The following is a 23134-nucleotide window of genomic DNA, read 5'->3' on the forward strand; positions in this document are numbered from 1 at the left end:
AGATCAATAAATGAATCAATCGCATCCGCCTTCGCTGTCCGCGATCTTAAACCTATATCCAACCCCTGGTTCGTTGATAAGAAATCTTGGCCGTGCAGGATCGGTCTCAAGTTTATGACGGAGCTGGGCCATATAGACCCTCAGGTATTGGGTCTGATGGATATAAAGGGGCCCCCATACCTCTTTTAACAACTGACTGTGAGTGAGCACTTTTCCTGCATTGCGGACCAAGGTGGCAAGCAACTTGTATTCGATCGGGGTAAGGTGCACGTCTTTCCCATCCAGAAAGACCCGGCGCTTTAGAAAATCCACCTCTAGGTTGCCGGAAATAAAGCTAGGCTGTTGTCGATCAGCCTTCCTCATCACCATATTGCGCAACGCCACCCTGATGCGGGCAAGCAATTCACCGGCGCCAAAGGGTTTAGTCAAATAATCGTCCGCTCCCAGGTCAAGCGCCCTCACCTTGTCTCTTTCCTGCTCCCTGGCCGAGATAACTATGATAGGGACGGAATTCCATTCGCGCATCCTCTGTATGACGCTGAGACCGTCCATATCAGGAAGGCCGAGATCCAACAAGACCACGTCGGGATTCCTGACAGCCACCTGTGTAAGCCCATCTTCCCCACTGGTGGCCTCGGCCAGCCTATAACCATGGCCTTGAAGGATTATCTTGAGAAAACGAAGCATCTGGGGCTCGTCTTCTATAAGAAGTATCTGTTCTTTATCACCGCTGGTCATGCCACATTCCGCATCTCTTCCTCAGGTTCCGGCATGGACGGCTTGCCTTCAATGGGCAGGGTGAATTTAAAGACAGCGCCGCCTCCAGGCCTGTTTTCAGCCCATATACGCCCCCCATGCGCATTAACAATGGCACGGCAGATGGTCAGCCCCAATCCTATCCCCCCCCCTGCGACAGAACCACGCACAAACTTTTCAAATATCCTCTCTTCATCACCCGCCGGGATACCCTTTCCCCTATCCGCCAATTCCACAAGAAGGACATCTTCCTTGATCCTGGCGGTTAAATTGATCTGGGTACCAGCTGGGGTGTATCTGATGGCATTGTCCAGCAGGTTCATGAGCACTTGCTCGATAAGTAATGGATCAAAAGGGACCAGCGGAAGGTCGGCAGGGATATCTACTTTGAGCTCGCGGTCTTTCAGCTTTTCGGAAAGACGGTTCAGCACCACCCCGACGACCTCTTCAATCGATTGCCACTCCTTTTTTACGCTTATAGCCTTGGTCTCAAGCCTGATCATATCGAGGACATTGCGTATAATCTCATTGAGATGTTCAGCCTCTTCATATATAGTCGAGATCAATTCATGCATACCTTGCTGATCAATGTTTATATCCCTCTGAAAAAGTGCTGTTGCAGCCCCGGTAATAGCCGCCAGAGGTGTGCGCAAATCGTGGGAAATGGAGCTGAGCAAGGTATTCCTAAGGCTCTCTGTCTCGGCCTTTAAGACAGCGCGTTGCGCCTCTTCAGCGAGGAAGGCCCGTTCAAATGCAACGGCTATTTGGTTGGCAAAACTCTCAAGCAGCTGTATATGCTCCTGATCAAAAATACTTGCCGGTTTGTTAGGCAGAATACCCAAGACACCCACCGTCCTCATCGAGGTAGCAAGGGGTAGATACAAAGCCATCGCACCTGGCAGCGTATCTGTTCCCAGACCAGCCCGTTGCCTGTGTTCAAAGACCCAATGGGCAACACTGAACTCCCTCTGATCAAGGGCGAAGGTCTCTTTGCCAGTGACAGGAACGGTCAGGGCACCTTTTTCATCCGGTACAAGGATGACAACCTTGCAAGACAAGACCTCGTTCAGATGTTTTATGATGGTAGAACTCAGCTCAGGGATCCCACGTTCATGCACCAGCTCGCGGCTTAGCCTATAGAGGGCCGCCGTCCTTCTTTCCCGCCGCCTGGCGGCATTTGCCTGCTCACGAACCCGCAGGGTGAGTTTGCTGATGACAAAAGCTACAAAAAACATGACGATGAACGTAAAAAAATACCTCATATCCAAGACGGAAAAGGTGTATACAGGGGGTACAAAGAAGAAATCTAGGGCTGTGATGCTGGACATCGTCGCAAAAAGAGATGGCCATTTGCTTGTACGGCTCGCCACAAGCACAATGCCGAGCAGGTATGTCATCGCCACGTCTACAAGCGTTAAATAAGGACGCATAATAATAACAAAAACAGTGAAAGCTGCGACAATTCCGATGCTGAAAAACCATTCCTTTGCATCCGTCCGCCGTTGCTGCGGCCTAGCAATGGGACTCGGCGACGGCTCGCCTGAGTCACCTGTAATCACATAAACGTCTATATCGCCGCTCCCTCTGACCACTTCATCCAGGAGGGAACCGAATATCCTGTCCTTCCAGCGTGGATGGGTCGGCTTTCCTATAATGAGTTTGGTGACATTGCGGGAACGGGCATAATTGAGTATTTCTTCGCTGGCCTTATGACCGGAGAGTATTACCGCCTCCGCCCCAAGACTTTCAGCAAGCCGCATATGTTCGGATAGCCGCCTAAGGTCGTCTTTCGATGGCTTCACCGTCGATGGGGCCTCAACAGTAACCGCTATCCAGTCCGCCCTGAGGCCTGCCGCCATCCGCCTGGCAGCGCGGATGAGACGGATCGAACGCGGATTTGCCCCAATACATACCATGATACGTTCCGCTGCTGGCCATATAGCCTTGACTCCTTTCCCGATCCTATATTTCAGCATCTGATCGTCAACACGTTCAGCAGTACGGCGCAATGCAAGCTCCCGCAAGGCCAAAAGGTTGCCCTTCCGGAAGAAATTCTCCCTTGCGTGAATGGCCACCTCAGGGATATAGACCTTTCCTTCCTTTAGGCGCTGAAGCAGTTCATCAGGCGGAAGATCTATGAGCTCTATGTCATCAGCACGGTCGAGCACGGAATCCGGCAAGGTCTCACGAACCCTGACCCCGGTAATCTGGGCGACTACGTCATTGAGGCTTTCAAGATGCTGAACATTCAGCGTAGTGTATACGTTTATCCCTGCCGCAAGCAGCTCAAATACGTCCTGCCAACGCTTCTTGTGTCGGCTCCCTGGCGCATTGGTGTGGGCCAGTTCATCAACAAGAATTATCCCAGGTCTGCGGGCAAGCGCCGCATCAAGGTCGAATTCCCTGAGAACAGTGCCTAGGTATTCAACCTCGCGCCTTGGGATAATCTCCAGGCCCTCAAGCATGGCCCCTGTCTCAGGGCGACCATGGGTCTCTACTATTCCAACTACGATATCGGCGCCCTCGGCAAGTTTCTTTCTAGCCACATTGAGCATGGCATAGGTCTTTCCGACACCAGGGGCGGCTCCGAAAAAAATCTTTAATTTCCCTTCTTTTTTTCGCCTCTCTTCCTCTTGCACCTGCGCTAAAAGGAGATCAGGGCTTGGCCCGGCCTCTTCCATTCTTCTTTTCCTCGTCTCATTTAATGCACGATTACCCGTTCATACCATGGCTTAGCCCGACAGTCTTTTTCCAGCTGTGGACATCCTGTGCACAAGACACACAGAGGCCATCCGGGCCTCCTTGTTGTCGAGATCCAGATCCTCCCAGAACAGTGGCACAACAATACAGAGGTTTTATGATTTTATAGGTCATCGAGTGCCAAATTCAACTTAAGGACATTGACCCTGGGTTCCCCCAATATCCCGAATTCACGTCCTTCGGTATTCGCAGCTATAAGGGCACGGATCTTTGCCTCACTGATACCACGCGCCAAGGCGACCCTCCGTACCTGATATTCCGCCGCAGCCGGGCTTATATGCGGATCAAGACCGCTGCCTGAGGCCGTGACCAGGTCCACTGGTATCTTTGCCGTATTGCCTGGGTCTGCCGCATGGAGGGCCTGAATCCGTGCCTGTACCGCCTTTATAAGTTCAGGGTTGTCAGGCCCCAGATTGGAGCCAGAAGACAAGGAACCATTATAGGGATAGGGAGTGGTCGCAGAAGGTCTTCCCCAGAAGTATTTCGGGTCGTCGAACTGTTGACCGATCAGTGCAGACCCTACCGGTTTGCCGTTCTTTACTATGATGCTGCCGTTTGCCTGATATGGAAATATTGCCTGCGAAAGTCCGGTCACAAGCAGTGGATATGCAATTCCAGTAAGAAGCGTGAGCAGGATCAAAGCCATGAACGCTTTACGAATTATTATGAACACTTTAATATCCTCCATTTTTTTATCAACCTCAATCTTATCAATGCAATAGGCTGTTATACAATATGCAGGGCTGTTATCAGCATGTCGATCAACTTGATCCCGATGAACGGTATAACGAGCCCGCCACCGCCATAGATCAGAACGTTATTGCGCAGTACTATCTGTGCGCCCATAGGACGATATTTTATACCGCGAAGCGCAAGGGGAACCAGAAAAAATATGATCAGGGCGTTAAAAATCACCGCGGAAAGGATGGCGCTTTGCGGAGAGGTAAGCCTCATGATGTTCAACACCCCGAGTGACGGATAGATCGAAATAAAGGCGGCAGGCAGGATGGCAAAGTATTTGGCCACATCATTCGCTATACTGAAGGTGGTAAGTGCGCCGCGTGTCATGAGGAGCTGCTTTCCGATCTCAACGATCTCGATCAACTTTGTAGGGTTTGAGTCCAGATCCACCAGATTGCCAGCCTCCTTCGCGGCCTGTGTCCCGGTATTCATGGCCACAGCGACATCCGCCTGGGCGAGCGCGGGCGCATCGTTTGTACCGTCGCCTGTCATGGCGACCAGCCTGCCGCCTGCCTGATACTCCCTTATGAGCTTCAGTTTCGCCTCAGGCGTTGCCTCGGCCAGAAAATCATCAACCCCTGCCTCTGCAGCAACCGCGGCCGCCGTGAGCGGATTGTCTCCTGTTATCATGACCGTCTTGATTCCCATCTTCCTCATTTCCGCAAAGCGCTCCTTGATACCGCCCTTGATTATGTCGTTTAAACGAATAATACCGAGCACCTTTGCCCCTTCAGCCACAACGAGAGGCGTAGCTCCCTGCTTGGCTATATCGTCGGCCATGGTACGGACAACATGCGGGAATATCCCCCCCTTTGATGAGACATATTTTTCCACGGCGTCCACAGCGCCCTTGCGTATCTCCCGTCCCTCGAGATTTACGCCGCTCATACGCGTCTGGGCGGTAAAGGAGACAAATGTTACACCAAGCGAATGAATATCCCGTTCTCGAAGACCGTATTTTTTCTTTGCCAGAACCACAATACTCCTGCCCTCAGGAGTCTCGTCTGCAAGGGAGGCGAGCTGGGCTGCATCGGCCAGGGTCTGGATGTTGATTCCAGGTGCAGGCAGAAACTCAGTGGCCTCCCTGTTGCCCAGTGTTATAGTCCCTGTCTTGTCGAGCAGCAGTACATCAACGTCGCCGGCCGCCTCTACGGCCCTGCCGGACTTTGCAATCACATTGGCCTGAATCATTCGATCCATGCCTGCTATGCCTATGGCTGGAAGCAGCCCACCTATGGTCGTTGGTATAAGGCAGACCAAGAGTGAAACGAGGACAGTGATGGTTACAGGGCTACCTTGAGCTGCGACCTTGGCGCTGAATATGGAGAAAGGAAGAAGCGTCACGGTTACCAGCAAAAAGATGATGGTCAGACCTGCCAAGAGGATATCCAGGGCTATCTCGTTAGGTGTCTTCTGGCGTTTCGCACCTTCAACCATTGAAATCATTCTGTCCAGAAATGTCTCTCCGGTATCAGCGGTTATCCTTATGACAAGCCAATCCGAGAGGACGATCGTCCCTCCTGTAACCGCGCTTCGATCCCCTCCGCTTTCCCTAATTACAGGCGCACTCTCTCCGGTTACGGCGCTTTCGTTGACAGAGGCCACTCCGGCAATGACTTCACCGTCGCTGGGGATGATATCCCCGGCCTCCACCAGGACAATATCCCCTTTTTTGAGCCGTGAAGAGACAACCTGAGTGACTTCCGCATCTGGCTCGGGCTTTGAGAGCTTTTTGGCCATGATATCTCGGCGTGTCTGGCGCAGTGCATCGGCCTGTGCCTTGCCGCGCCCTTCTGCCATGGATTCTGCAAAGTTTGCAAAAAGCAAGGTGATCCAGAGCCAGACTGATATTTGCAGGATAAAAAGGGGCGATTCCCCGGTGTTTCCTAAGAGAGAGCGGATAAAAAGGAATGTGGTAAGCATGCTTCCCGCCTCGACGACAAACATCACAGGGTTCTTGATTTGATGGGCTGGGTTCAGCTTACTGATCGAATCTAACAATGCCCGCTTCACGATGGCCGGCTCGAAGAGAGAGCTTTTAGATTTTCTGTTCATTATTCCCTCGCTGATAAGATATTATCTACCTATCATCATGTTCATGTATTCGGCGATCGGTCCAAGGGCCAGACTGGGCAGGAAGGCCAAGGCCCCTACTATAAACACGACCCCGATCAAAAACATGATGAACAAGGGGGTATGCGTCGGCAACGTCCCAAGGCTCGCAGGCACATGCTTCTTCCTGGCCATAGATCCCGCGATCGCAAGGACCGGGAGTATCACCCAGAAACGGCCTAAAAACATCGTAATTCCAAGGGCAGTGTTGTAAAATACCGAGTTTGCATTGAGACCGGCGAAGGCACTGCCATTGTTATTTGTAGTGGATGTAAAGGCGTAGAGTATCTCTGAAAATCCATGGGGTCCAGGATTTGCAATACCAACAACACCAGCCTTTGTAGAAACCGCAATTGCCGCGCCAACCATGACGAGTCCATTGACAATCAGGATCACCAGCGAGGCCATCTTCATCTCAAACGCCTCGATCTTCTTACCGAGATATTCAGGCGTGCGGCCTACCATCAGTCCGGCGATAAAGACAGTAATAATTGCAAATATAAGCATGCCATAAAGCCCTGAACCCGCACCCCCGAATACAACCTCACCCAATTGCATCAGAAACATTGGACAGAGACCGCCGAGGGGCGTGAATGAATCGAACATAGAATTTACCGAGCCGTTCGAGACGGCCGTGGTCACTGCTGTCCAGAGGACGGAATCGATGATTCCAAAGCGTGTCTCCTTGCCCTCCATGTTGCCGCCAGGCTGAAGCGCGCTCGCTGTCTGATCAATGCCGAGCGTGGCGAAATTTGGATTGCCGCGCTGTTCGCTCCACAGACACAGGGACATCAGCGCGATTAAGATGATCAGCATAGCTGCAAATAGCGCTCGGCCTTGTCGCACATCGCCAACCATTTTTCCAAAGGTTATACAAAGCGCAGCCGGTATAAGCAAAATCGCCAGGAGCTCCAAAAAATTCGACAGCGGCGTCGGGTTCTCAAAGGGATGGGCGGAATTAGCACCAAAAAACCCCCCGCCGTTTGTGCCGAGTTGCTTGATGGCGATCTGAGAGGCCGCGGGTCCAAGCGGTATAACCTGTTCCCTTGTCTGCACCTTTTCAACAACAGGTTTGCCGCTTGCGTCAATGACCGGCCTTCCGTCGCTGTTGAGCCTTACCCTGTCGTAGCTGACGCCCTGGACGAGCCTTACAATCTTATACCCGCTTAGGCTCTGTACCACACCTTGAGATACGAGGAACAGCGATAATATCAGCGATAGTGGCATAAGGATATATAATATCGATCTAGTGAGATCGACCCAGAAATTGCCGATGGTCTGAACGGAACGCCTCTTGAACCCGCGGATCAGGGCCACGAGTACGGCCATTCCCACAGCTGGCGAGACAAAATTCTGCACAGTAAGCCCTATCATCTGCGTCAGATAACTCATCGTAGCCTCTCCACTATAGGCCTGCCAGTTAGTGTTTGTCACATAGCTTACAGCGGTGTTAAAGGCAAGGTCGGGAGGGACTGCCGGAAAGTTCTGAGGGTTAAGGGGCAAGACGCCCTGGATGCGCTGCAGAAAATAGAGCAGGAATATACCGCCAACATTGAAGATAAGCACAGCCATGGCATATTCCTTCCAGTCCATCTCTTCGTTTTGACTGACGCCGCAAAGCCTATAAAAAATCCGCTCCACCGGCCCTGCTATGCAATCCAGGCAGCATGGCTCTCCTTCATAAACATGGGCCATATAAACTCCCAGCGGTCCTGCCAGGAGCAATAGGACGCCAAAATATAAAACAACTTGTAGGATGCCGTTTAATGTCATGAGAACATCTCCGGTTTCAAAAGTGCTATTATGAGGTAAACAAATACCCCAAACGTCACTATACCCACTATCCAATAAAAGATATCCATCTTTCCTCCTCTCCTTAGATGCCTTCCAGTAACTTCAGGAACAACCATGACAACCCTAAGAACGCCATAACTAAAGCGGTATAAAATACATCCATAAAACTTCCTCACCGACTTATTTTTTTAATAAGGATATCAAAAGAGAGATAAAATTGATGCAAAAAATGGGCTGAAAGATATAAAAATTTTATAAAGATCATGAGCGCCGCTTTGAACGTTTTCCAAACCCACTCTATGGGAGGTGCTGATACATATTTACAAATCAACACTAATTACATTATAGTCATCGGCCATTCCCCGGAAAGGAGCAATGACCTTGACTGAAACGGAATGGAATGGGGCCTCTCCGGAAACTGGATACGCCCACTGGCAGACAGGTTCATTAAAGGTATTAGGGGCCATCAGTTTTTCCCATTTTTTGAACGACACCATCCAATCATTGATCTTTGCAATATATCCCCTTCTAAAAAACAATTTTGCGCTCACATTTGTCCAGGTCGGTACGATCTCCCTAGTCTATCAGATTACCGCCTCTCTGCTCCAACCGATGGTAGGGTTCTATACGGACCGGCATCCCAGGCCTTATTCCCTGGCCTTTGGCATGGGCTGTACCCTATGCGGCCTCCTGGTCCTGGCTATGGCCTGGAACTATGACGCGTTGCTCATCGCTGCCGCCATGGTAGGCATGGGGTCATCGGTCTTTCATCCCGAATCCTCACGCGTTGCGAGAATGGCATCAGGCGGAAAATATGGATTTGCACAGTCCATTTTCCAAGTAGGTGGCAATGCGGGCACTGCCATAGGGCCCCTAATGGCGGCCTGGATCATTATCCCATGTGGGCAACACAGCATCTTATGGTTTTCGTTTCTTGCCATGCTTGCAATCGTGGTACTTATAAATGTAGGGCATTGGTATGAACGCCGCCGCACATATAAAGGCGGGGGATCCAAAGGCCATCAGGATGCAAAATCAGCGTTTTCCAGGCGCACAGTCACCATCTCCCTACTGATCCTTTTGGCGCTCATATTCTCCAAATATTTTTATCTGGCAAGTATCACCAATTACTTCACCTTTTATCTAATGCACCGCTTTCATCTGCCAATGCAGCAGGCACAGTATTACCTCTTCACATTTCTATTCGCCGTTGCGACGGGTACGCTCATCGGCGGGCCAATCGGCGATCGGATAGGGAGAAAAAAGGTCATCTGGCTCTCTATCCTCGGGGCTGCACCATTTACCCTTGCCCTGCCCTATGCAAACCTGACATGGACTGGTATTCTGGCCTTTGCAGGCGGTTTCACTCTGGCATCCGCCTTTTCCGCCATCTTAGTGTTCGCCCAAGAACTCATTCCAGGCAAGGTGGGCACCATTTCCGGCCTGTTCTTCGGACTTGCCTTCGGTATGGCCGGTATAGGCGCTGCCGTGCTGGGGAAACTGGCTGACATGTATGACATTGAATTCGTCTATCATATCTGCTCATATCTCCCATTACTTGGGGTGCTGGCCGTATTCCTGCCGGATATCCGACTTAAAAAAGGGATAGACGATTAATTTATCTTGGCAATTTATGACGGCCATTTATACTTAGATAAAAATCCGAGAGATTTTTTAAAGAGGCCCCTGCATGGGATTGTGGAGCGATATGGACATTGACGATAATTTTATTATCACGGACGATGCTGGCGGACAGCAGACAATAGAAATACCGGATGAGCTGCCACTTATGGCGCTGAGGGATGTAATAGTATTCCCTTCAATGGTAGTCCCGCTCTTTGTCGGCAGAGAGGCCTCAGTAGCGGCTGTAAACGAGGCGCTGAGGTCAAATAGACTTATCTTTCTAACGGCCCAGAAAGACCCAGCTGAAGAGACCCCGGACAGAGACGACTTTTATCATCTAGGCGTGGCGGCTGCAATCATCAGGACGCTTCAGCTCCCTGATGGGCGACTGAAAATCCTTGCCCAGGCCTTAATAAAGGGCGAGATATTAGAATTCCTACAGGAAGAACCATATATCAGGGTGCGCATAAGACCAATAAAAGAGGAGGAACCCGGCGAGATCACAGTAGAGATCGAGGCGCTTATAAGAAATGTCAAAGAACAGGCCGAGAAACTCTTTGCCCTGAAAGGGGTCTTCAGCCCAGAGATAGGGGCTGTATTGAACAATCTCTACGAGCCTGGTCGGCTTGCCGATATGGTGGCATCAAATCTGAAGTTAAAGCCTGCCGACGCACAGAATCTTTTAGCAGTTGCAGACCCTGTTGAAAGACTAAAGGTTGTAAACGACCTCCTTGCCAGGGAACTTGAGGTCACGACCGTACAGGCCAAAATCCAATCCGAGGCCAAGGAGGAAATGACCAAGACCCAACGTGAATACTTCCTCAGGGAGCAGTTGAACGCCATAAAGCGCGAGCTCGGCGAGATAGACGACAGGACTGAAGAGCTCAGCGAGCTCAGGAAAAAGGTCATAGAGGCCCGCATGCCGCCCGATGCCGAAGAAGAGGCGTTAAAACAGATAGGGCGTCTGGAATCCATGCACCCCGATGCCTCAGAGGCCTCGATAATCAGGACCTATCTCGACTGGTTGATTGAACTGCCGTGGTCCAGATCCACAAACGACAAACTGGATGTCGCAAGGGCACAGAAGGTATTGGATGAAGACCACTATGACCTCGAAAAGGTCAAAGAACGCATCATAGAATACATAGCTGTAAGGAAACTGAATCGATCTGTAAAAGGACCTATCCTTTGCTTTGTCGGACCGCCCGGCGTCGGCAAGACCTCCCTCGGCCGCTCTGTGGCAAGGGCCCTGGGTCGCAAATTCGTCAGGGTCTCGCTTGGCGGCGTAAGGGATGAGGCGGAGATACGCGGTCACAGGCGCACCTATATAGGGGCACTCCCAGGCAGAATCATCCAGGGAATCAAGAGGGCTGGGACCAACAACCCTGTATTTATGATGGATGAGGTGGACAAGATTGGCACTGACTTCAGGGGCGACCCCGCTGCTGCCCTCCTGGAGGTTCTTGATCCAGAGCAAAACAACACATTTTTCGACCACTACATAGACCTTCCGTTCGACCTTTCAAGGGTTCTCTTTGTACTGACGGCCAATGTGACTGACTCTATCCCGTCCGCCCTCCTGGACAGGCTTGAACTCATAAGGCTATCAGGTTATACGACCGACGAAAAGGCGGCCATTGCAAGGCGCTATCTCCTTCCGCGCCAAATCAAAGAACACGGCCTTAAGAAAGATACACTCGATATACCTGACACCACCCTTATGAAGATAATAGAGGAATACACACGTGAGGCCGGTCTCCGTGAACTCGAGCGTCAGATAGCAGCGGTCTGTAGAAAAGCGGCCCGCCGTATCGCAGAAGGGGAAAAGGGGCCGTTTAAGGTCACGGCCCTAAGTCTCAGCAGATATCTCGGCATCCCACCGTATCAACCTGAGCTCGCCCAAGAAGAGAGTCAGGTTGGGGTGGCGACGGGTCTTGCGTGGACACCTTTCGGCGGAGAGGTCCTGAGGATTGAGGCCACACTTATGAAGGGTAAGGGCGGCCTTACCCTTACAGGTCTCCTTGGCGAGGTTATGAAGGAATCTGCCCAGGCCGCCCTGAGTTTTGCAAGATCAAGGGCCGAGTCCCTGGGTATTGATCCACAGACATTTGAGAACAAAGACATCCACATACATGTCCCGGCAGGGGCCATACCAAAAGACGGGCCTTCTGCCGGCATAACCCTCACGACCGCCCTTGTCTCCGCGCTGACAGACCGGCCTGTAGATAAAGACGTGGCAATGACGGGGGAGATCACCCTAAGGGGCCGGGTGCTCCCCATCGGCGGACTCAAGGAAAAGGCCTTGGCCGCCCTGAGGGCCGGCATCTCAAGGGTTGTGATCCCTGAAGGAAATTTGAAAGACCTTGAGGAGATACCTCGTCATATCCGAAAAAAAATAACCTTCCATGTAGTAAAATATATGGACGAGGTACTAAAGATCGCTATCAAACAGGACGTGGACAAAAATGAGAAAAAAAGAGATAAGACCTGATTTAAGGCGCCTTTCTGATACCTTTATGGAGCTTGTCAAGATCAACAGCCCGTCCAGGGAGGAAGCTGCGGTCTGTGCGTGGCTCAGGAGACATTTTTCAGACCTTGGATTTGAGGTAATCGAGGATAAAACCAAGTCCGAGACTGGATCCAGCAGCGGCAATCTAATAGTGCGCACCCCTGGCGTGAAAGACGTCCCTCCACTCTTTTTCAACGCCCACATGGACACGGTCGAACCAGGAAGGGGTATAAAACCCATCTTCAAAGAAGGTGTCTTTTCCACTGACGGCTCGACAATCCTCGGCTCTGACGACAAAGCGGCCATAGCCATCCTGATAGAGGTTGCAAATCTCTTAAAAGAATACGATGTGGCCCACGGCCCTGTGGAGTTCCTCTTTACTGTTTGCGAGGAGATAGGGCTCCTGGGTGCCAAGGCTTTTGACCCTGCGCTTCTTAAAGCCAGGGCAGGCTATGCCCTTGACGCCACCAACCCGGATATGCTCATCACCATGGCCCCTGCCGCGATCAGATTCCATCTAAAAGTAGTTGGAAAGGCCGTGCATGCAGGCATCAGGCCGGAAGACGGGATAAACGCCATAAGGATTGCGGCCAAGGCCCTCTCTACAATCCCGATGGGACGCATAGACGATGAAACAACGGCGAATATCGGGGTCATCCGGGGCGGCAATGCGACAAATATCGTACCAGGCGAAGTGGAGATGGACGGTGAGGTGAGGAGCCATAGCCCGAAGAGGCTCCGTGAGGTGGAGGACGAGATCATAGGGCGCTTTCACAAAGTGGCCTCTGAATTCAGAAAGGATGGCTTGGACGGCCTCCCGTTAGTACAGGCTGAGGTAAGAGACGACTACCCTGCCATGTCCGTCCCCGACGACCACCAACTTGTCAAGGCCGCGATGGATGCTGCAAGGGTCTTGGGTAGGGATATTAAGACCGGAAAGACCGGCGGCGGGAGCGATGCCAATATCTTTAACGGCAAGGGGCTTTCAACTGTTATCATGGGGATAGGTATGCAAAATGTCCACAGCACCAGTGAATTCATAAGACTGGAGGACATGGCAAGGGTTTGCAGGCTTGTGATTGAGATAATCAAGAGCTGGCCAGGTTGTTGAAAAAACCCTTCTGCTACTTTACATCCTGCCCATGGCTCGCCGTTGCAGCGTACTTTAGGCGCCCACGCCTCACCATTTCTCGCACGCCTCCATCTGACGTTTGAAAACCCGAGAGGATTCTTAGCGGCGGCCGGAGCCAGCAATGAATTGTTTTCTACACCTTTCAGAGCAGAAATAATGGATCTTGCCATCCATTATAAGCGCAACAGCCTGCCTTTTCGGGACAAAGACCCCACAAACAGGATCCCTTACGAGTTCATCGTGGATGGGTGGTGGAGGCTGGATCGCACCCCTCGTATTGCCAGTCGCACCGCGATAGCCCCTTAAGAAGGGTTTGATGAAGGAGAAATAGATTACCCCATATAGCAAGATAAAGAAAATAAATTTCAAGACCGCGATCCCTTATCCATCATCCTGACCGACGGTATTTCTGGCAGTCGGCTTAAAAGCATTGCGACCGTTTCACCTTCTGGGCCGATATTGAGATCAGGCGCTATTTCGACCAATGGGGCAAGGACAAAACGCCTCCCAGACGCCCTTGGATGAGGAAGTGAAAGGCCGCCTTCGTCTATCTTAACGCCTTCATAATAGAGGAGATCAATGTCTATCGTCCTGTCAGGGCCTTTTGACCTGTCCCTCCCGAGTTTATGTTCGATCTGCAAGAGCATATCAAGGAGGGGGTACGGCAGAAGACTGGTCTCTATTCCAGCTGCCGCATTTACAAAGAGATGCGTTGTGTCGACCCCTACAGGCTCTGTCTCGTAAAATCTCGACATGGAGACAACCCTGATCTCAGGCGTCTTTTTAAGGAGCTCGATCGCTAAAAGACAATTTTTGCGCCTTGGCCTTAGATTCGCTCCAAGGCCTATGTACGCCATCTTCCATGCCATTTCTGTTAGTTCAGCACCTTTTCAAGCCGCCCAATGGCCTCTTCAAGCCTCCCGACCGGCACCGTTAGTGCCATTCTTACGTAACCCTCGCCCGGTGCACCGAAGCCGCTTCCAGGGGTACAGACTATCCCAGCCTTTTCAAGAAGCAGACCCGAGAAACTCTGGGACGTATGGCCCTTCGGCACAGAGGTCCAGACGTAGAAGGTGGCCTTTGGAAATGGGGCCGCAATCCCAAGACGCCTGAGCCCCTTGACCAACATGTCCCGCCGCTCCGAATAGACCTTCCGCATCTCCTCTATAAAGGACTGATCGCTTTGGAGTGCGGCTATGGCCGCCTCCTGTACTGCATTGAACTGTCCGGAATCCACATTGGACTTCACCTTCTTGAGCCCTGCTATCAGATCCGGATGTCCTATGGCAAAACCAATCCGCCAGCCTGTCATATTGTAGGTCTTGGAGAGCGAATGGAACTCTATGCCCACGTCTTTTGCTCCGGGAATCTCAAGAAAGCTCGGCGCACGGTACCCATCATAAGTCATCTCGCTGTAAGCCGCATCGTGACAGACAATGAGCCTGTGCTCCTTTGCAAATGCAACCACCTTTTCGTAAAATCCTTCCGGTGCAATCGCCGCCGTGGGATTATTGGGATAGTTGAGCCACAGGACCTTCGCACCTTTGAGCACCTCTGGGGCTATGGAGTCAAGATCGGGAAGGAATGCATTTTTTTCAACAAGCGGCATGAAATGGGTCTTTGCGCCTGCAAAGAGGGTACCTATGTGATAGACGGGATAGCCAGGGGTTGGAACCAACGCCACATCGCCAGGGTTTAAAAATGCAATCGGGAAATGGGCGATCCCCTCCTTTGAACCGATCAGACATGCAACCTCTCTATCAGGATCAAGCACCAGACCGAAACGCCTCCTGCACCACTCCGCGACCGCACACCTGAATTCCGCCATGCCGGCGGAGGACGGATAGCGGTGATTCTGCGACCTTCCCGCCGCCTCTTTGAGCCTCTCCACAACAAACTGCGGGGTTGGGAGGTCGGGGTCTCCGATACCCAAGTCTATGACATCTACGCCCCGTCTCATCACCTCTTCCTTCTTGCGGTCAAGCTCCACAAAGAGATACGGCGGGAGCGATGAAAGCCTTTCTGATATCTTAAAATCCATATCGACCTCTTATATGACCTTGTTTCTGAGTTCGCCTATGCCCTCGATACTTACAATGACCTCGTCTCCAGGATACATCGGTCCTATGCCCTTTGGCGTCCCAGTGGATACAACATCGCCAGGTTCAAGCGTCATTATATGTGAGATGAAACTTATCAATTCAGGAACATCGTGAATGAACTGACTGGTCCTCGACGACTGTTTGAGCTCACCGTTTAACCTGCATTCGACAAGGGCGTCGGATGGATCGAACTCCGTCTCTATCCATGGTCCGATGGGGCAGAATGTGTCAAAACCCTTCGCCCTGGTAAACTGCACGTCCTTCATCTGCAGATCCCTGGCCGTTACGTCGTTTATGCAGGTATAGCCTAGGATGTAACCCTTTGCCATTTGCGGAGGCACATTTCTTGCTTTTCTGCCTATAACCACGCCTAACTCTGCTTCATAGTCCACGCGATTTGACTGTCCGGGCCTCACGATCTCATCGCCTTGACCTATCACAGAAGAAGGGGGCTTTAAAAAGATAAGCGGCTCATCCGGCAGAGGCATCTTGAGCTCTTCGGCATGGTCCTTGTAATTCAATCCGACGGCCACTATCTTTGATGGTGTGCATGGGGCAAGAAGGATGACCTCATCGGCCTGGTACGTCTCGGATGTCCCCACGATCATACCCTCGAACGGGTCGGCTACGATCACACGGACATATCCGTCCCGCCAGATGCCGTAACGGGGCGACTTTTTTTCTTTTGTCATAAACCTGACCAGTTTCATCTGCCTCCCTCCCTCATTCCAACGGAAGATCAGGTCAATGCCCTTTTATTTCAAGCCCAGGACATCCTGCATATCGTAAAGGCCGGGGCCCTTTCCAACAACCCATTTTGCGGCCCTGACCGCACCCTTTGCGAAGGTATCACGGCTTGAGGCCTTGTGTACCAATTCAATGCGTTCGCCGATCCCGCCGAAAAGCACGGTGTGTTCGCCTACGATGTCGCCGGCGCGGACGGTCTGGATGCCAATTTCCTTAGCTGTCCTCTCGCCTATCAACCCATGTCTGGCATAGACACCCACCTCTTCAAGCTTCCTTCCCACAGCAGCAGCTGCAACTCTACCGATCTGCAAGGCCGTACCGCTCGGCGCGTCTTTTTTCATCCTGTGATGGGCCTCGATTATCTCAATATCGTAGTCGTCACCAAGGGTCTTTGCTGCCATCTCGACCAGTTTGTACAAGAGATTGACGCCAACGCTCATGTTCGGGGCGAGGACGCATGGAAACGATCTGGCCAGATTTCTGATCTCATCGATCTCAGCGGCGGAAAGACCGGTAGTGCCTATCACCATAGGCTTTTTGGCGCCGGCTGCAATGCGGGCATGATTCAATGTGGCCTCATGGAACGTGAAGTCGATTAGTACATCCCCCTCATCGATCACACCTTCAAGACCTTCTTGGACAATTATACCGAGGGCCCTATTGAGCCCTGCGACTATGCCAGCGTCCTGTCCCGCGAACCGTGATCCCTTTTTCTCAAAGGCGGCGGCAAGCGTAATGTCTTTATCGGCCTCTATAATGTTGATTATACGACCGCCCATGCGGCCCCCGGCGCCTGCTACTATTGCGCGGATCATATCTTCCCCCCATGGTAGGCTGTTGAAAAAACGCCTGTCGCTGCATTGCGCTCACGGTTCATCATTGCGGCGCGCCATAACTACGCCTCATCATTCACCTTTCGCGCCCTTATACCAGACGCTTTTGAACAGCCTGCATAATTTTAGTCAGCTATTGAAAACCCCCACACCGGATATTTTTGCACACCGTGCATTTTAAATCAGATAAGCCCGTAACCCTTGAGCACCTCTTTCAATCTTTCCTGATTTGCATTGCCCATCTGGCAGAGCGGCAACCTCAACTCGCCGGACGGTATCTTCCCCATAAGCGCTAAAGCAGCCTTGGCCGGCACAGGATTTGTCTCGATAAACAAGGAATCGAACAGGGGAAAGAGTTTTAGGTGCATGTCTCTGGCCTTATCCATATGACCGCTCAACGCTGCATCCATCATGGCAGCCATCTCCTTCGGCATAACGTTTGACGCAACTGATATGACGCCCTCTCCGCCTATCGCAACAGTCGGCATGGCCGTGAAATCATCTCCGGAAAGCACGATAAAGCCCTTCGGACACAGCCTTATCACATTCGTAACCTGTCTCAGGTCGCCTGTCGCCTCTTTTATGCCGATTATATATCTGTTTTGGGCACAGCGCGCGACCGTCTGTGGGAGCATATTTACGCCTGTTCTGCCCGGGACATTGTAGAGGATCATCGGGAATTTGCACTCATCCGCCACCTTTTTAAAGTGTTGATAAAGCCCTTCCTGCGTAGGCTTGTTGTAGTAAGGTGTTATGACCAAGGCCGCATCAGCCCCTGCCTTTTTGGCGTGCCTGGTCAACATGATGGTCTCGTCAGTGGAATTGGACCCTGTACCTGCTATGACCGGCACGCGCCCGTTTACTGCAGCTACGGTGACCTCGACGACCTTCATGTGTTCTTCGTGGCTGAGCGTCGCCGACTCACCAGTGGTCCCGCAAGGCACGATCCCATGGGTTCCAGACTTTATCTGCCACTCAATAAGGTCTTTCAACGCCTGCTCATCCAACACCCCATCTCTAAAAGGAGTGACAATCGCAACAATGGCACCCCCTATCTTCTTATCTTTTTTCATCGTTGCACCTTCCTTTTTGCACGCCCTGGCGCTGCATGCCATGATCGGACCCTCCATATATAGTTTTGGCCAGATCGGCCTTCCAAATGCCTTTTGACCAGATTAAGATAAATTATTAAAGGGTTTGTAGAAAATGGGCAAGTAGTTTAAACAGGTTATTTATGATGACCGAAAAAGACTTCCTGGGCCATGGGGCGCTTAATCTGGATATCATCTATGAAATAGACGACCTTGATGCCCTGCGCAACGATGGTTTCGCCCTTGAACCAGGACACGAAATCACAGGCAGCCACGAAGACGCCATCAGGCTCTTAAGGCGTCTTGACACCTGCGGAAGGCTGATTACAAAAAGCGGCGGCGGCTCTTCCGCAAACACGATCTGCGCCCTGGCGCGTCTCGGATTCAAGACAGGCTTTCTGGGCGCTGTAGGCAAAGACATCGCTGGGGAATTCATTCTTGGCTCCATGTCGGGCGTAGAGACCTCCATGGTGACTCGCGTGGGCAGGAGTGCCATATGTGTGGTAGTTCTCGACACGGCAAGCCGCGACAGGGCGATGATGGTCATCCCGCCTGATCAGGAATTCACCCTTACTGACTGGGCACCAGCCGATTGTTTAAAAGGGACGCGCTGCCTCCATCTTAGCTCGGTAGTGACGAAAAGAGGTCTCGAGAACCAGATCAGGCTGGTGAAGGCCTTACTTCCAGACCAGATATTGAGCTTTGACCCTGGTGAAATATACGCATTGATGGGCCTTGAAAGACCTATCATAGAGATATTCAAGAGGACTGATATCCTCTTCGTCACAAAGACGGAGGCAGGCCTTTTCACAGGAAAAACCGGCACCGAAGCCGCCAATTGCCTGCTCCCCATGTTGAATCACGATCCCATGTTATCAAAAAGGCGACCGTTTTTCACTGAGACAAGGGGGCCTGCAATAATCCTGAAACAAGGGGCAATGGGGGCATCTCTCCATTCAAGAGGGCTTACCGCTCATGTCCCGACGGAACCGCTTAAATTTGAAATAATTGACAATACTGGGGCAGGCGACGCCTTTAATGCAGGCGTTTTGGCAGGCATATTCAAAAACAAAGACGTCACGGCATCTCTTGCAACAGGGGCGCGACTTGCAGCGCATTCTCTTTCGGCCTTTGGCAGGACATGGATGGATGGACTCGACGGCCTTATTATTTAATTTAACATGCAGATCGGTTGATTCAAACGGAGGTGATTCAACAAGATGAACGTCATACCGACTGTCATCCCCGAAGTACTCATCATCGAACCGAAGGTCTTTGGGGATGAGCGTGGTTTTTTCTTCGAAAGTTACAATAAAAAAAGGTTTATGGAGCTTACCGGCATAGACCGTGAATTCGTACAAGACAACCACTCACGCTCAATCATGGGCGTGCTCCGCGGCCTCCACTACCAGATCAGGCAGACGCAGGGGAAACTCATCAGGGTCATCGTAGGTGAGGTCTTTGATGTCGCGGTTGACATCAGGCGCAGCTCGCCGAACTTCGGGAAATGGGTGTCGGTAAGACTCAGCGCGGAGAACAGGCGCATGTTGTGGGTGCCGCCCGGATTTGCCCATGGGTTTCTAGTCCTGTCCAAGGTGGCTGAATTCCTTTACAAGACCACGGACTACTGGGCACCTGAATTCGAACGCACCATCATCTGGAACGACCCTGACCTCGCCATAGACTGGCCGATAAGCAACAAACCCATCCTTTCTCCAAAGGATATGGCCGGTAAATTCTTCAAGGACGCAGAGGTATTTGCTTGATGAAAATCATCATAACAGGCAAAAATGGACAGGTAGGGTGGGAACTTGCGCGTACACTGACCACCCTTGGGGATGTGGCTGCACTTGGCAGAGAGGCCATGGATCTTTCGGATCCGGCCTCGATCAGGACAGTCATCAGTGGACTGAGGCCTTCGATTATTATAAATGCAGCCGCATATACCGCTGTAGACAGGGCCGAAGAAGAAAAAGGACTTGCCATGGCTGTCAATGGGATCGCGCCAGGCGTAATGGCGGAGGAGGCCCGGCGTCTCGGCGCCCTGCTGGTGCATTACTCAACCGATTATGTATTCGACGGCACAAAATGCGGTCCATATACAGAAGAAGACCCCACCAACCCGATAAACACCTATGGAAAGACCAAGCTTGCCGGAGAAGAGGCCGTCCGGTCTTCCGGCTGCAACCATCTCATATTTCGCACAAGCTGGGTCTATGGGACAAGGGGTGCAAATTTTCTCCTGACCATGCTCCGATTGCTTAGGGAAAGAAACACCATCAAAATAGTGGACGACCAAAAAGGTGCGCCCACTTGGAGCCGCATGATAGCAGAAGTCACCGCCCAGGTGCTTTCAAGATTTGTAACCGCTGGCGGGGGGTTTGAGTTTCCGCCAGACCACGCTGGACTTTACCACTTGAGCGCAGGCGGGACGACCACCTGGTATGGCTTCGCCTGCGCCATTTCAAACGCCACCGGACGAGGCTGTGCATGCAAAATCATGCCTATTCCCTCCGAGGGTTACCTTTGTACAGCCAAGAGACCCAAAAATTCGATCATGTCAAACGAAAAACTCTTCAGGGCATTCGGCATTAAGATGCCGAATTGGGACGTCCAGTTCAATCTCTGTATGGAAGGGCTGAGGGCGCCATCCCAACCATTTCATCCTCCTGCCAAATGAGGTGTGATTATTGCCGAACCCGGCCCCTGCTCTGCAGATCGAAACCTTCCTTAATTCAGTTGCGGTCTCCATGCCCGCGCCCATGGCCGTGTTCATGCCATTCGCCGCGACCTTCATTCCATTCAATGCGCCCATGGCGCCTCCATTCCTTCTTCAGCTGTCCGTATGGAATACGGTGCTCCCTCTCATAAATAATCCGGTAATTGCTATGATGATAGATCCTGGATAAAGGGGGCGGTACATGACGCCTCTCCACTATCATCCACGGTCCATTATACGTCCTTGCACAATACCAATGCCTCCCGCGCGGCGACCACCAATATCCGTTGTAAAAAAATACGTCGATGTCGAGATCCGGGACGAAATAGACCGGCGAATCCGGTATCATGATCACCTCCGGCGGCGCATGAAACACAATCGGCGGCGGGCCGAGATTGATATTGATGTTCACACCTGCAGAGGCCTCCTGCGCTGTACAGGCAATAAAAAATACGCCCAAAAGGGCGGCCAATCCAAATAACCTATAACCATTTGTCTCCATTTTTACCTCCGGTCAAATCGGGCCTTCCGGCCGTATTTATGGGAACTCCTAGAAATCCATTGTCTGCCGATTATGTGCGGGCAGAATCCCAAATCCGAGATATACTTTATAATAAAAAATTATAACATAAAATCGATATCGAAATAAGAGAAATAAGATGGGATCTCTTTTCAATCCTTTTTGACCCATTCCAACGTTAAAAGAAAAAGGAGGAGGGTTAAAAGATCAGCTTGTCAAACGAATATCCCATGACTATATAAATTGGACAAGCTGGATCTCGCGGTTCAAATTTTGCCGTTTTTGACAAACAAAGAAAAGACGTAGGTTTATATCGTCAAAACCGCACGGAACAAAATAAAGGGCGTGAAATGACCGGATCAGAAAATAAATTAAGCCCGGATCTGCTGAAAGAGATACTGACCAGAAGCCTCAACGAAATCTATGTCTTTGACGCCGATACCCTGAAATTCCTCTTCGTCAATGAAGGGGCCTACAGGAATCTGGGCTACAGCCTTGACGAACTCTATAACCTGACCCCTTATGACATAAAGCCAGGGTTTACCCAAGAGGCCTTCCGCTCGATGCTCGAACCCTTGCTAACGAAGGAGCTGGATCAGCTCGTTTTTGAATCCATGCACCGCAGAAAAGACGGCTCCGAATATCCGGTTGATGTCCATCTTCAGATGATGGAAAAAGATGGCGGACAGGTCTTTCTTGCCATCATAAATGACATCACGGAACGCAGACAGACCGAGGACCGTCTCCATAAACTAAACCGCCTTTATGCCCTCCTGAGTGAGGTCAATCAGGCCATCGTACGTATCAAGGAGCTGCAGGCGCTGTTTGAGGATATCTGCCGCATCGCCGTTGAAAAAGGCGGTTTCCGCATGGCGTGGATAGGCATTGCCGATCCCTCGACACAAAAGGTTGACGCAGTGGCCTGCGCCGGCGTTACAAATGGTTACATCGACAAGCTCGGCATAATTTTGTCCGATGAGTTGCGCGGCAACGGCCCGACAGGCAGGGCCATGCGAGCCGGAGCACATGTTGTGTGTAACGATATCAAGAATGACCCAAGGATGGGACCCTGGCGCGAAGACGCCATCCGCATTGGCTACCGCTCCTCTGCCGCCCTTCCTCTGAATGTAGCAGGAAGGCTCAAAGGTGTCTTGAACCTCTACAGCGATAAAACAGGTTTCTTTGATGAAGAAGAGGTCAAACTGCTTGATGAGCTGGCGATGGACATCTCGTTTGCAATGGAGGTCGCCGAAAAAGAGACGGAACGCAGAAAGGCCGAGGATGCGCTCAAGGAGAGCGAGGCCAGATACCGCGGCCTTTCAGACCAATTCAGCGCACTCCTCGACGCAATACCCGACAACCTGACCCTCCAGGCCCCTGATCTTACGGTGCTCTGGTCAAACAAGGGCGCCGCCAACAGCCTCGGTAAAAAACCGGAGGAACTCGTGGGCAGACACTGCTACGAACTGTGGCACCAAAGGACCATGCCGTGTGAGATCTGCCCTGTCCAACAGAGCTTCACGACGGGCCTACCTTTCATGGAAATCGTCACCACGCCGGACGGCAGGATATGGGAATTGAGAAGCGTGCCCATCAAGAAAGACGGCAAGGTCACCCATGTCATCGAGCTTGGAAAGGATATCACCGAAAAGATCCGTCTCGAAAAGCAGCTCCTTCACGCCCAGAAGATGGAGA

General features: G+C 51.6%; 20 protein-coding genes. 7 read left to right on the forward strand and 13 right to left on the reverse strand.

The window, feature by feature from the left end:
• Positions 1 to 15 precede the first annotated feature (15 nt).
• The 6 genes from ACP5SG_RS01360 to ACP5SG_RS01385 form a co-directional block, all read right to left on the reverse strand.
• Complete coding sequence (locus ACP5SG_RS01360; RefSeq protein ID WP_237889698.1) at positions 16 to 738, reverse strand: response regulator; 723 nt, start codon at positions 736 to 738, stop codon at positions 16 to 18.
• Positions 735 to 3437, reverse strand: a complete 2703-nt coding sequence (locus ACP5SG_RS01365) for an ATP-binding protein (protein ID WP_428121278.1) — start codon at positions 3435 to 3437, stop codon at positions 735 to 737. Before ACP5SG_RS01365 ends, ACP5SG_RS01360 begins: the two co-directional genes overlap by 4 nt.
• Before the next feature lie 182 nt (positions 3438 to 3619).
• Entirely contained in the window at positions 3620 to 4204 is a 585-nt protein-coding gene (gene kdpC / locus ACP5SG_RS01370; RefSeq protein WP_428121281.1) for a potassium-transporting ATPase subunit KdpC, read from the reverse strand.
• A gap of 38 nt (positions 4205 to 4242) precedes the next feature.
• Positions 4243 to 6312 (reverse strand): potassium-transporting ATPase subunit KdpB, encoded by a 2070-nt coding sequence (gene kdpB / locus ACP5SG_RS01375; RefSeq protein WP_237889695.1) that lies wholly within the window; start codon positions 6310 to 6312, stop codon positions 4243 to 4245.
• A 21-nt stretch (positions 6313 to 6333) separates the two neighbouring features.
• A complete protein-coding gene (gene kdpA, locus ACP5SG_RS01380) occupies positions 6334 to 8142 on the reverse strand; it encodes a potassium-transporting ATPase subunit KdpA (protein ID WP_428121288.1) in 1809 nt (602 codons plus the stop codon).
• Positions 8139 to 8231, reverse strand: coding sequence for a potassium-transporting ATPase subunit F (locus ACP5SG_RS01385; RefSeq protein WP_237889693.1), 93 nt, complete (start codon positions 8229 to 8231; stop codon positions 8139 to 8141). The genes kdpA and ACP5SG_RS01385 overlap by 4 nt, the downstream gene beginning before the upstream one ends.
• Positions 8232 to 8538: 307 nt before the next feature.
• Between ACP5SG_RS01385 and ACP5SG_RS01390 the strand changes: the two genes are divergently transcribed.
• From ACP5SG_RS01390 to ACP5SG_RS01400, 3 genes are all read left to right on the forward strand, one after another.
• Positions 8539 to 9780 carry an MFS transporter gene (locus tag ACP5SG_RS01390; protein ID WP_424661816.1) on the forward strand — a complete coding sequence of 414 codons (1242 nt, stop codon included), beginning with the start codon at positions 8539 to 8541 and terminating at the stop codon, positions 9778 to 9780.
• Positions 9781 to 9853: 73 nt separating this feature from the next.
• A complete protein-coding gene (gene lon, locus ACP5SG_RS01395; protein WP_428121293.1) occupies positions 9854 to 12277 on the forward strand; it encodes an endopeptidase La in 2424 nt (807 codons plus the stop codon).
• Positions 12252 to 13406 (forward strand): M20/M25/M40 family metallo-hydrolase, encoded by a 1155-nt coding sequence (locus ACP5SG_RS01400; RefSeq protein WP_424661802.1) that lies wholly within the window; start codon positions 12252 to 12254, stop codon positions 13404 to 13406. The genes lon and ACP5SG_RS01400 overlap by 26 nt, the downstream gene beginning before the upstream one ends.
• 120 nt (positions 13407 to 13526) lie before the next feature.
• On the opposite strand, the gene ACP5SG_RS01405 is transcribed toward ACP5SG_RS01400, so the two are convergent.
• The 6 genes from ACP5SG_RS01405 to dapA all read right to left on the reverse strand — a co-directional run bounded on the left by ACP5SG_RS01405 (position 13527) and on the right by dapA (position 18182).
• Entirely contained in the window at positions 13527 to 13796 is a 270-nt protein-coding gene (locus ACP5SG_RS01405) for a hypothetical protein (RefSeq protein WP_237889690.1), read from the reverse strand.
• Positions 13793 to 14296 carry a 2-amino-4-hydroxy-6-hydroxymethyldihydropteridine diphosphokinase gene (gene folK / locus ACP5SG_RS01410; protein WP_237889689.1) on the reverse strand — a complete coding sequence of 168 codons (504 nt, stop codon included), beginning with the start codon at positions 14294 to 14296 and terminating at the stop codon, positions 13793 to 13795. Before folK ends, ACP5SG_RS01405 begins: the two co-directional genes overlap by 4 nt.
• A 5-nt stretch (positions 14297 to 14301) precedes the next feature.
• Positions 14302 to 15468 (reverse strand): LL-diaminopimelate aminotransferase, encoded by a 1167-nt coding sequence (locus ACP5SG_RS01415; RefSeq protein ID WP_237889688.1) that lies wholly within the window; start codon positions 15466 to 15468, stop codon positions 14302 to 14304.
• A 9-nt stretch (positions 15469 to 15477) separates the two neighbouring features.
• Entirely contained in the window at positions 15478 to 16239 is a 762-nt protein-coding gene (locus tag ACP5SG_RS01420; protein WP_428121302.1) for a fumarylacetoacetate hydrolase family protein, read from the reverse strand.
• 45 nt (positions 16240 to 16284) lie between these two features.
• The gene (gene dapB, locus ACP5SG_RS01425) at positions 16285 to 17091 is read right to left on the reverse strand and encodes a 4-hydroxy-tetrahydrodipicolinate reductase (RefSeq protein ID WP_428121305.1); all 807 of its coding nucleotides are present in this window, start codon (positions 17089 to 17091) and stop codon (positions 16285 to 16287) included.
• A gap of 200 nt (positions 17092 to 17291) precedes the next feature.
• Positions 17292 to 18182, reverse strand: a complete 891-nt coding sequence (gene dapA, locus ACP5SG_RS01430; protein WP_237889850.1) for a 4-hydroxy-tetrahydrodipicolinate synthase — start codon at positions 18180 to 18182, stop codon at positions 17292 to 17294.
• A 161-nt stretch (positions 18183 to 18343) separates the two neighbouring features.
• On the opposite strand from dapA, the gene ACP5SG_RS01435 reads away from it, so the two are divergent.
• From ACP5SG_RS01435 to rfbD, 3 genes are read left to right on the forward strand one after another with little or no spacing between them, the layout of a single operon-like run.
• Positions 18344 to 19375: a carbohydrate kinase family protein gene (locus ACP5SG_RS01435; RefSeq protein WP_237889685.1), complete on the forward strand. Its 1032-nt coding sequence runs from the start codon at positions 18344 to 18346 to the stop codon at positions 19373 to 19375.
• A 45-nt stretch (positions 19376 to 19420) separates the two neighbouring features.
• Positions 19421 to 19966 (forward strand): dTDP-4-dehydrorhamnose 3,5-epimerase, encoded by a 546-nt coding sequence (rfbC, locus tag ACP5SG_RS01440; protein WP_237889684.1) that lies wholly within the window; start codon positions 19421 to 19423, stop codon positions 19964 to 19966.
• A complete protein-coding gene (gene rfbD, locus ACP5SG_RS01445) occupies positions 19966 to 20880 on the forward strand; it encodes a dTDP-4-dehydrorhamnose reductase (RefSeq protein WP_237889683.1) in 915 nt (304 codons plus the stop codon). Before rfbC ends, rfbD begins: the two co-directional genes overlap by 1 nt.
• A 55-nt stretch (positions 20881 to 20935) precedes the next feature.
• On the opposite strand, the gene ACP5SG_RS01450 is transcribed toward rfbD, so the two are convergent.
• Positions 20936 to 21421, reverse strand: a complete 486-nt coding sequence (locus ACP5SG_RS01450) for a hypothetical protein (RefSeq protein ID WP_237889682.1) — start codon at positions 21419 to 21421, stop codon at positions 20936 to 20938.
• Positions 21422 to 21789: 368 nt separating this feature from the next.
• Between ACP5SG_RS01450 and ACP5SG_RS01455 the strand changes: the two genes are divergently transcribed.
• On the forward strand, positions 21790 to 23134 hold a 1345-nt coding region (locus ACP5SG_RS01455), incomplete at its 3' end, for a GAF domain-containing protein (RefSeq protein ID WP_428121313.1).

It is taken from the genome of Dissulfurimicrobium sp. (genome assembly GCF_049968175.1).
Classification (GTDB): domain Bacteria; phylum Desulfobacterota; class Dissulfuribacteria; order Dissulfuribacterales; family Sh68; genus Dissulfurimicrobium; species Dissulfurimicrobium hydrothermale.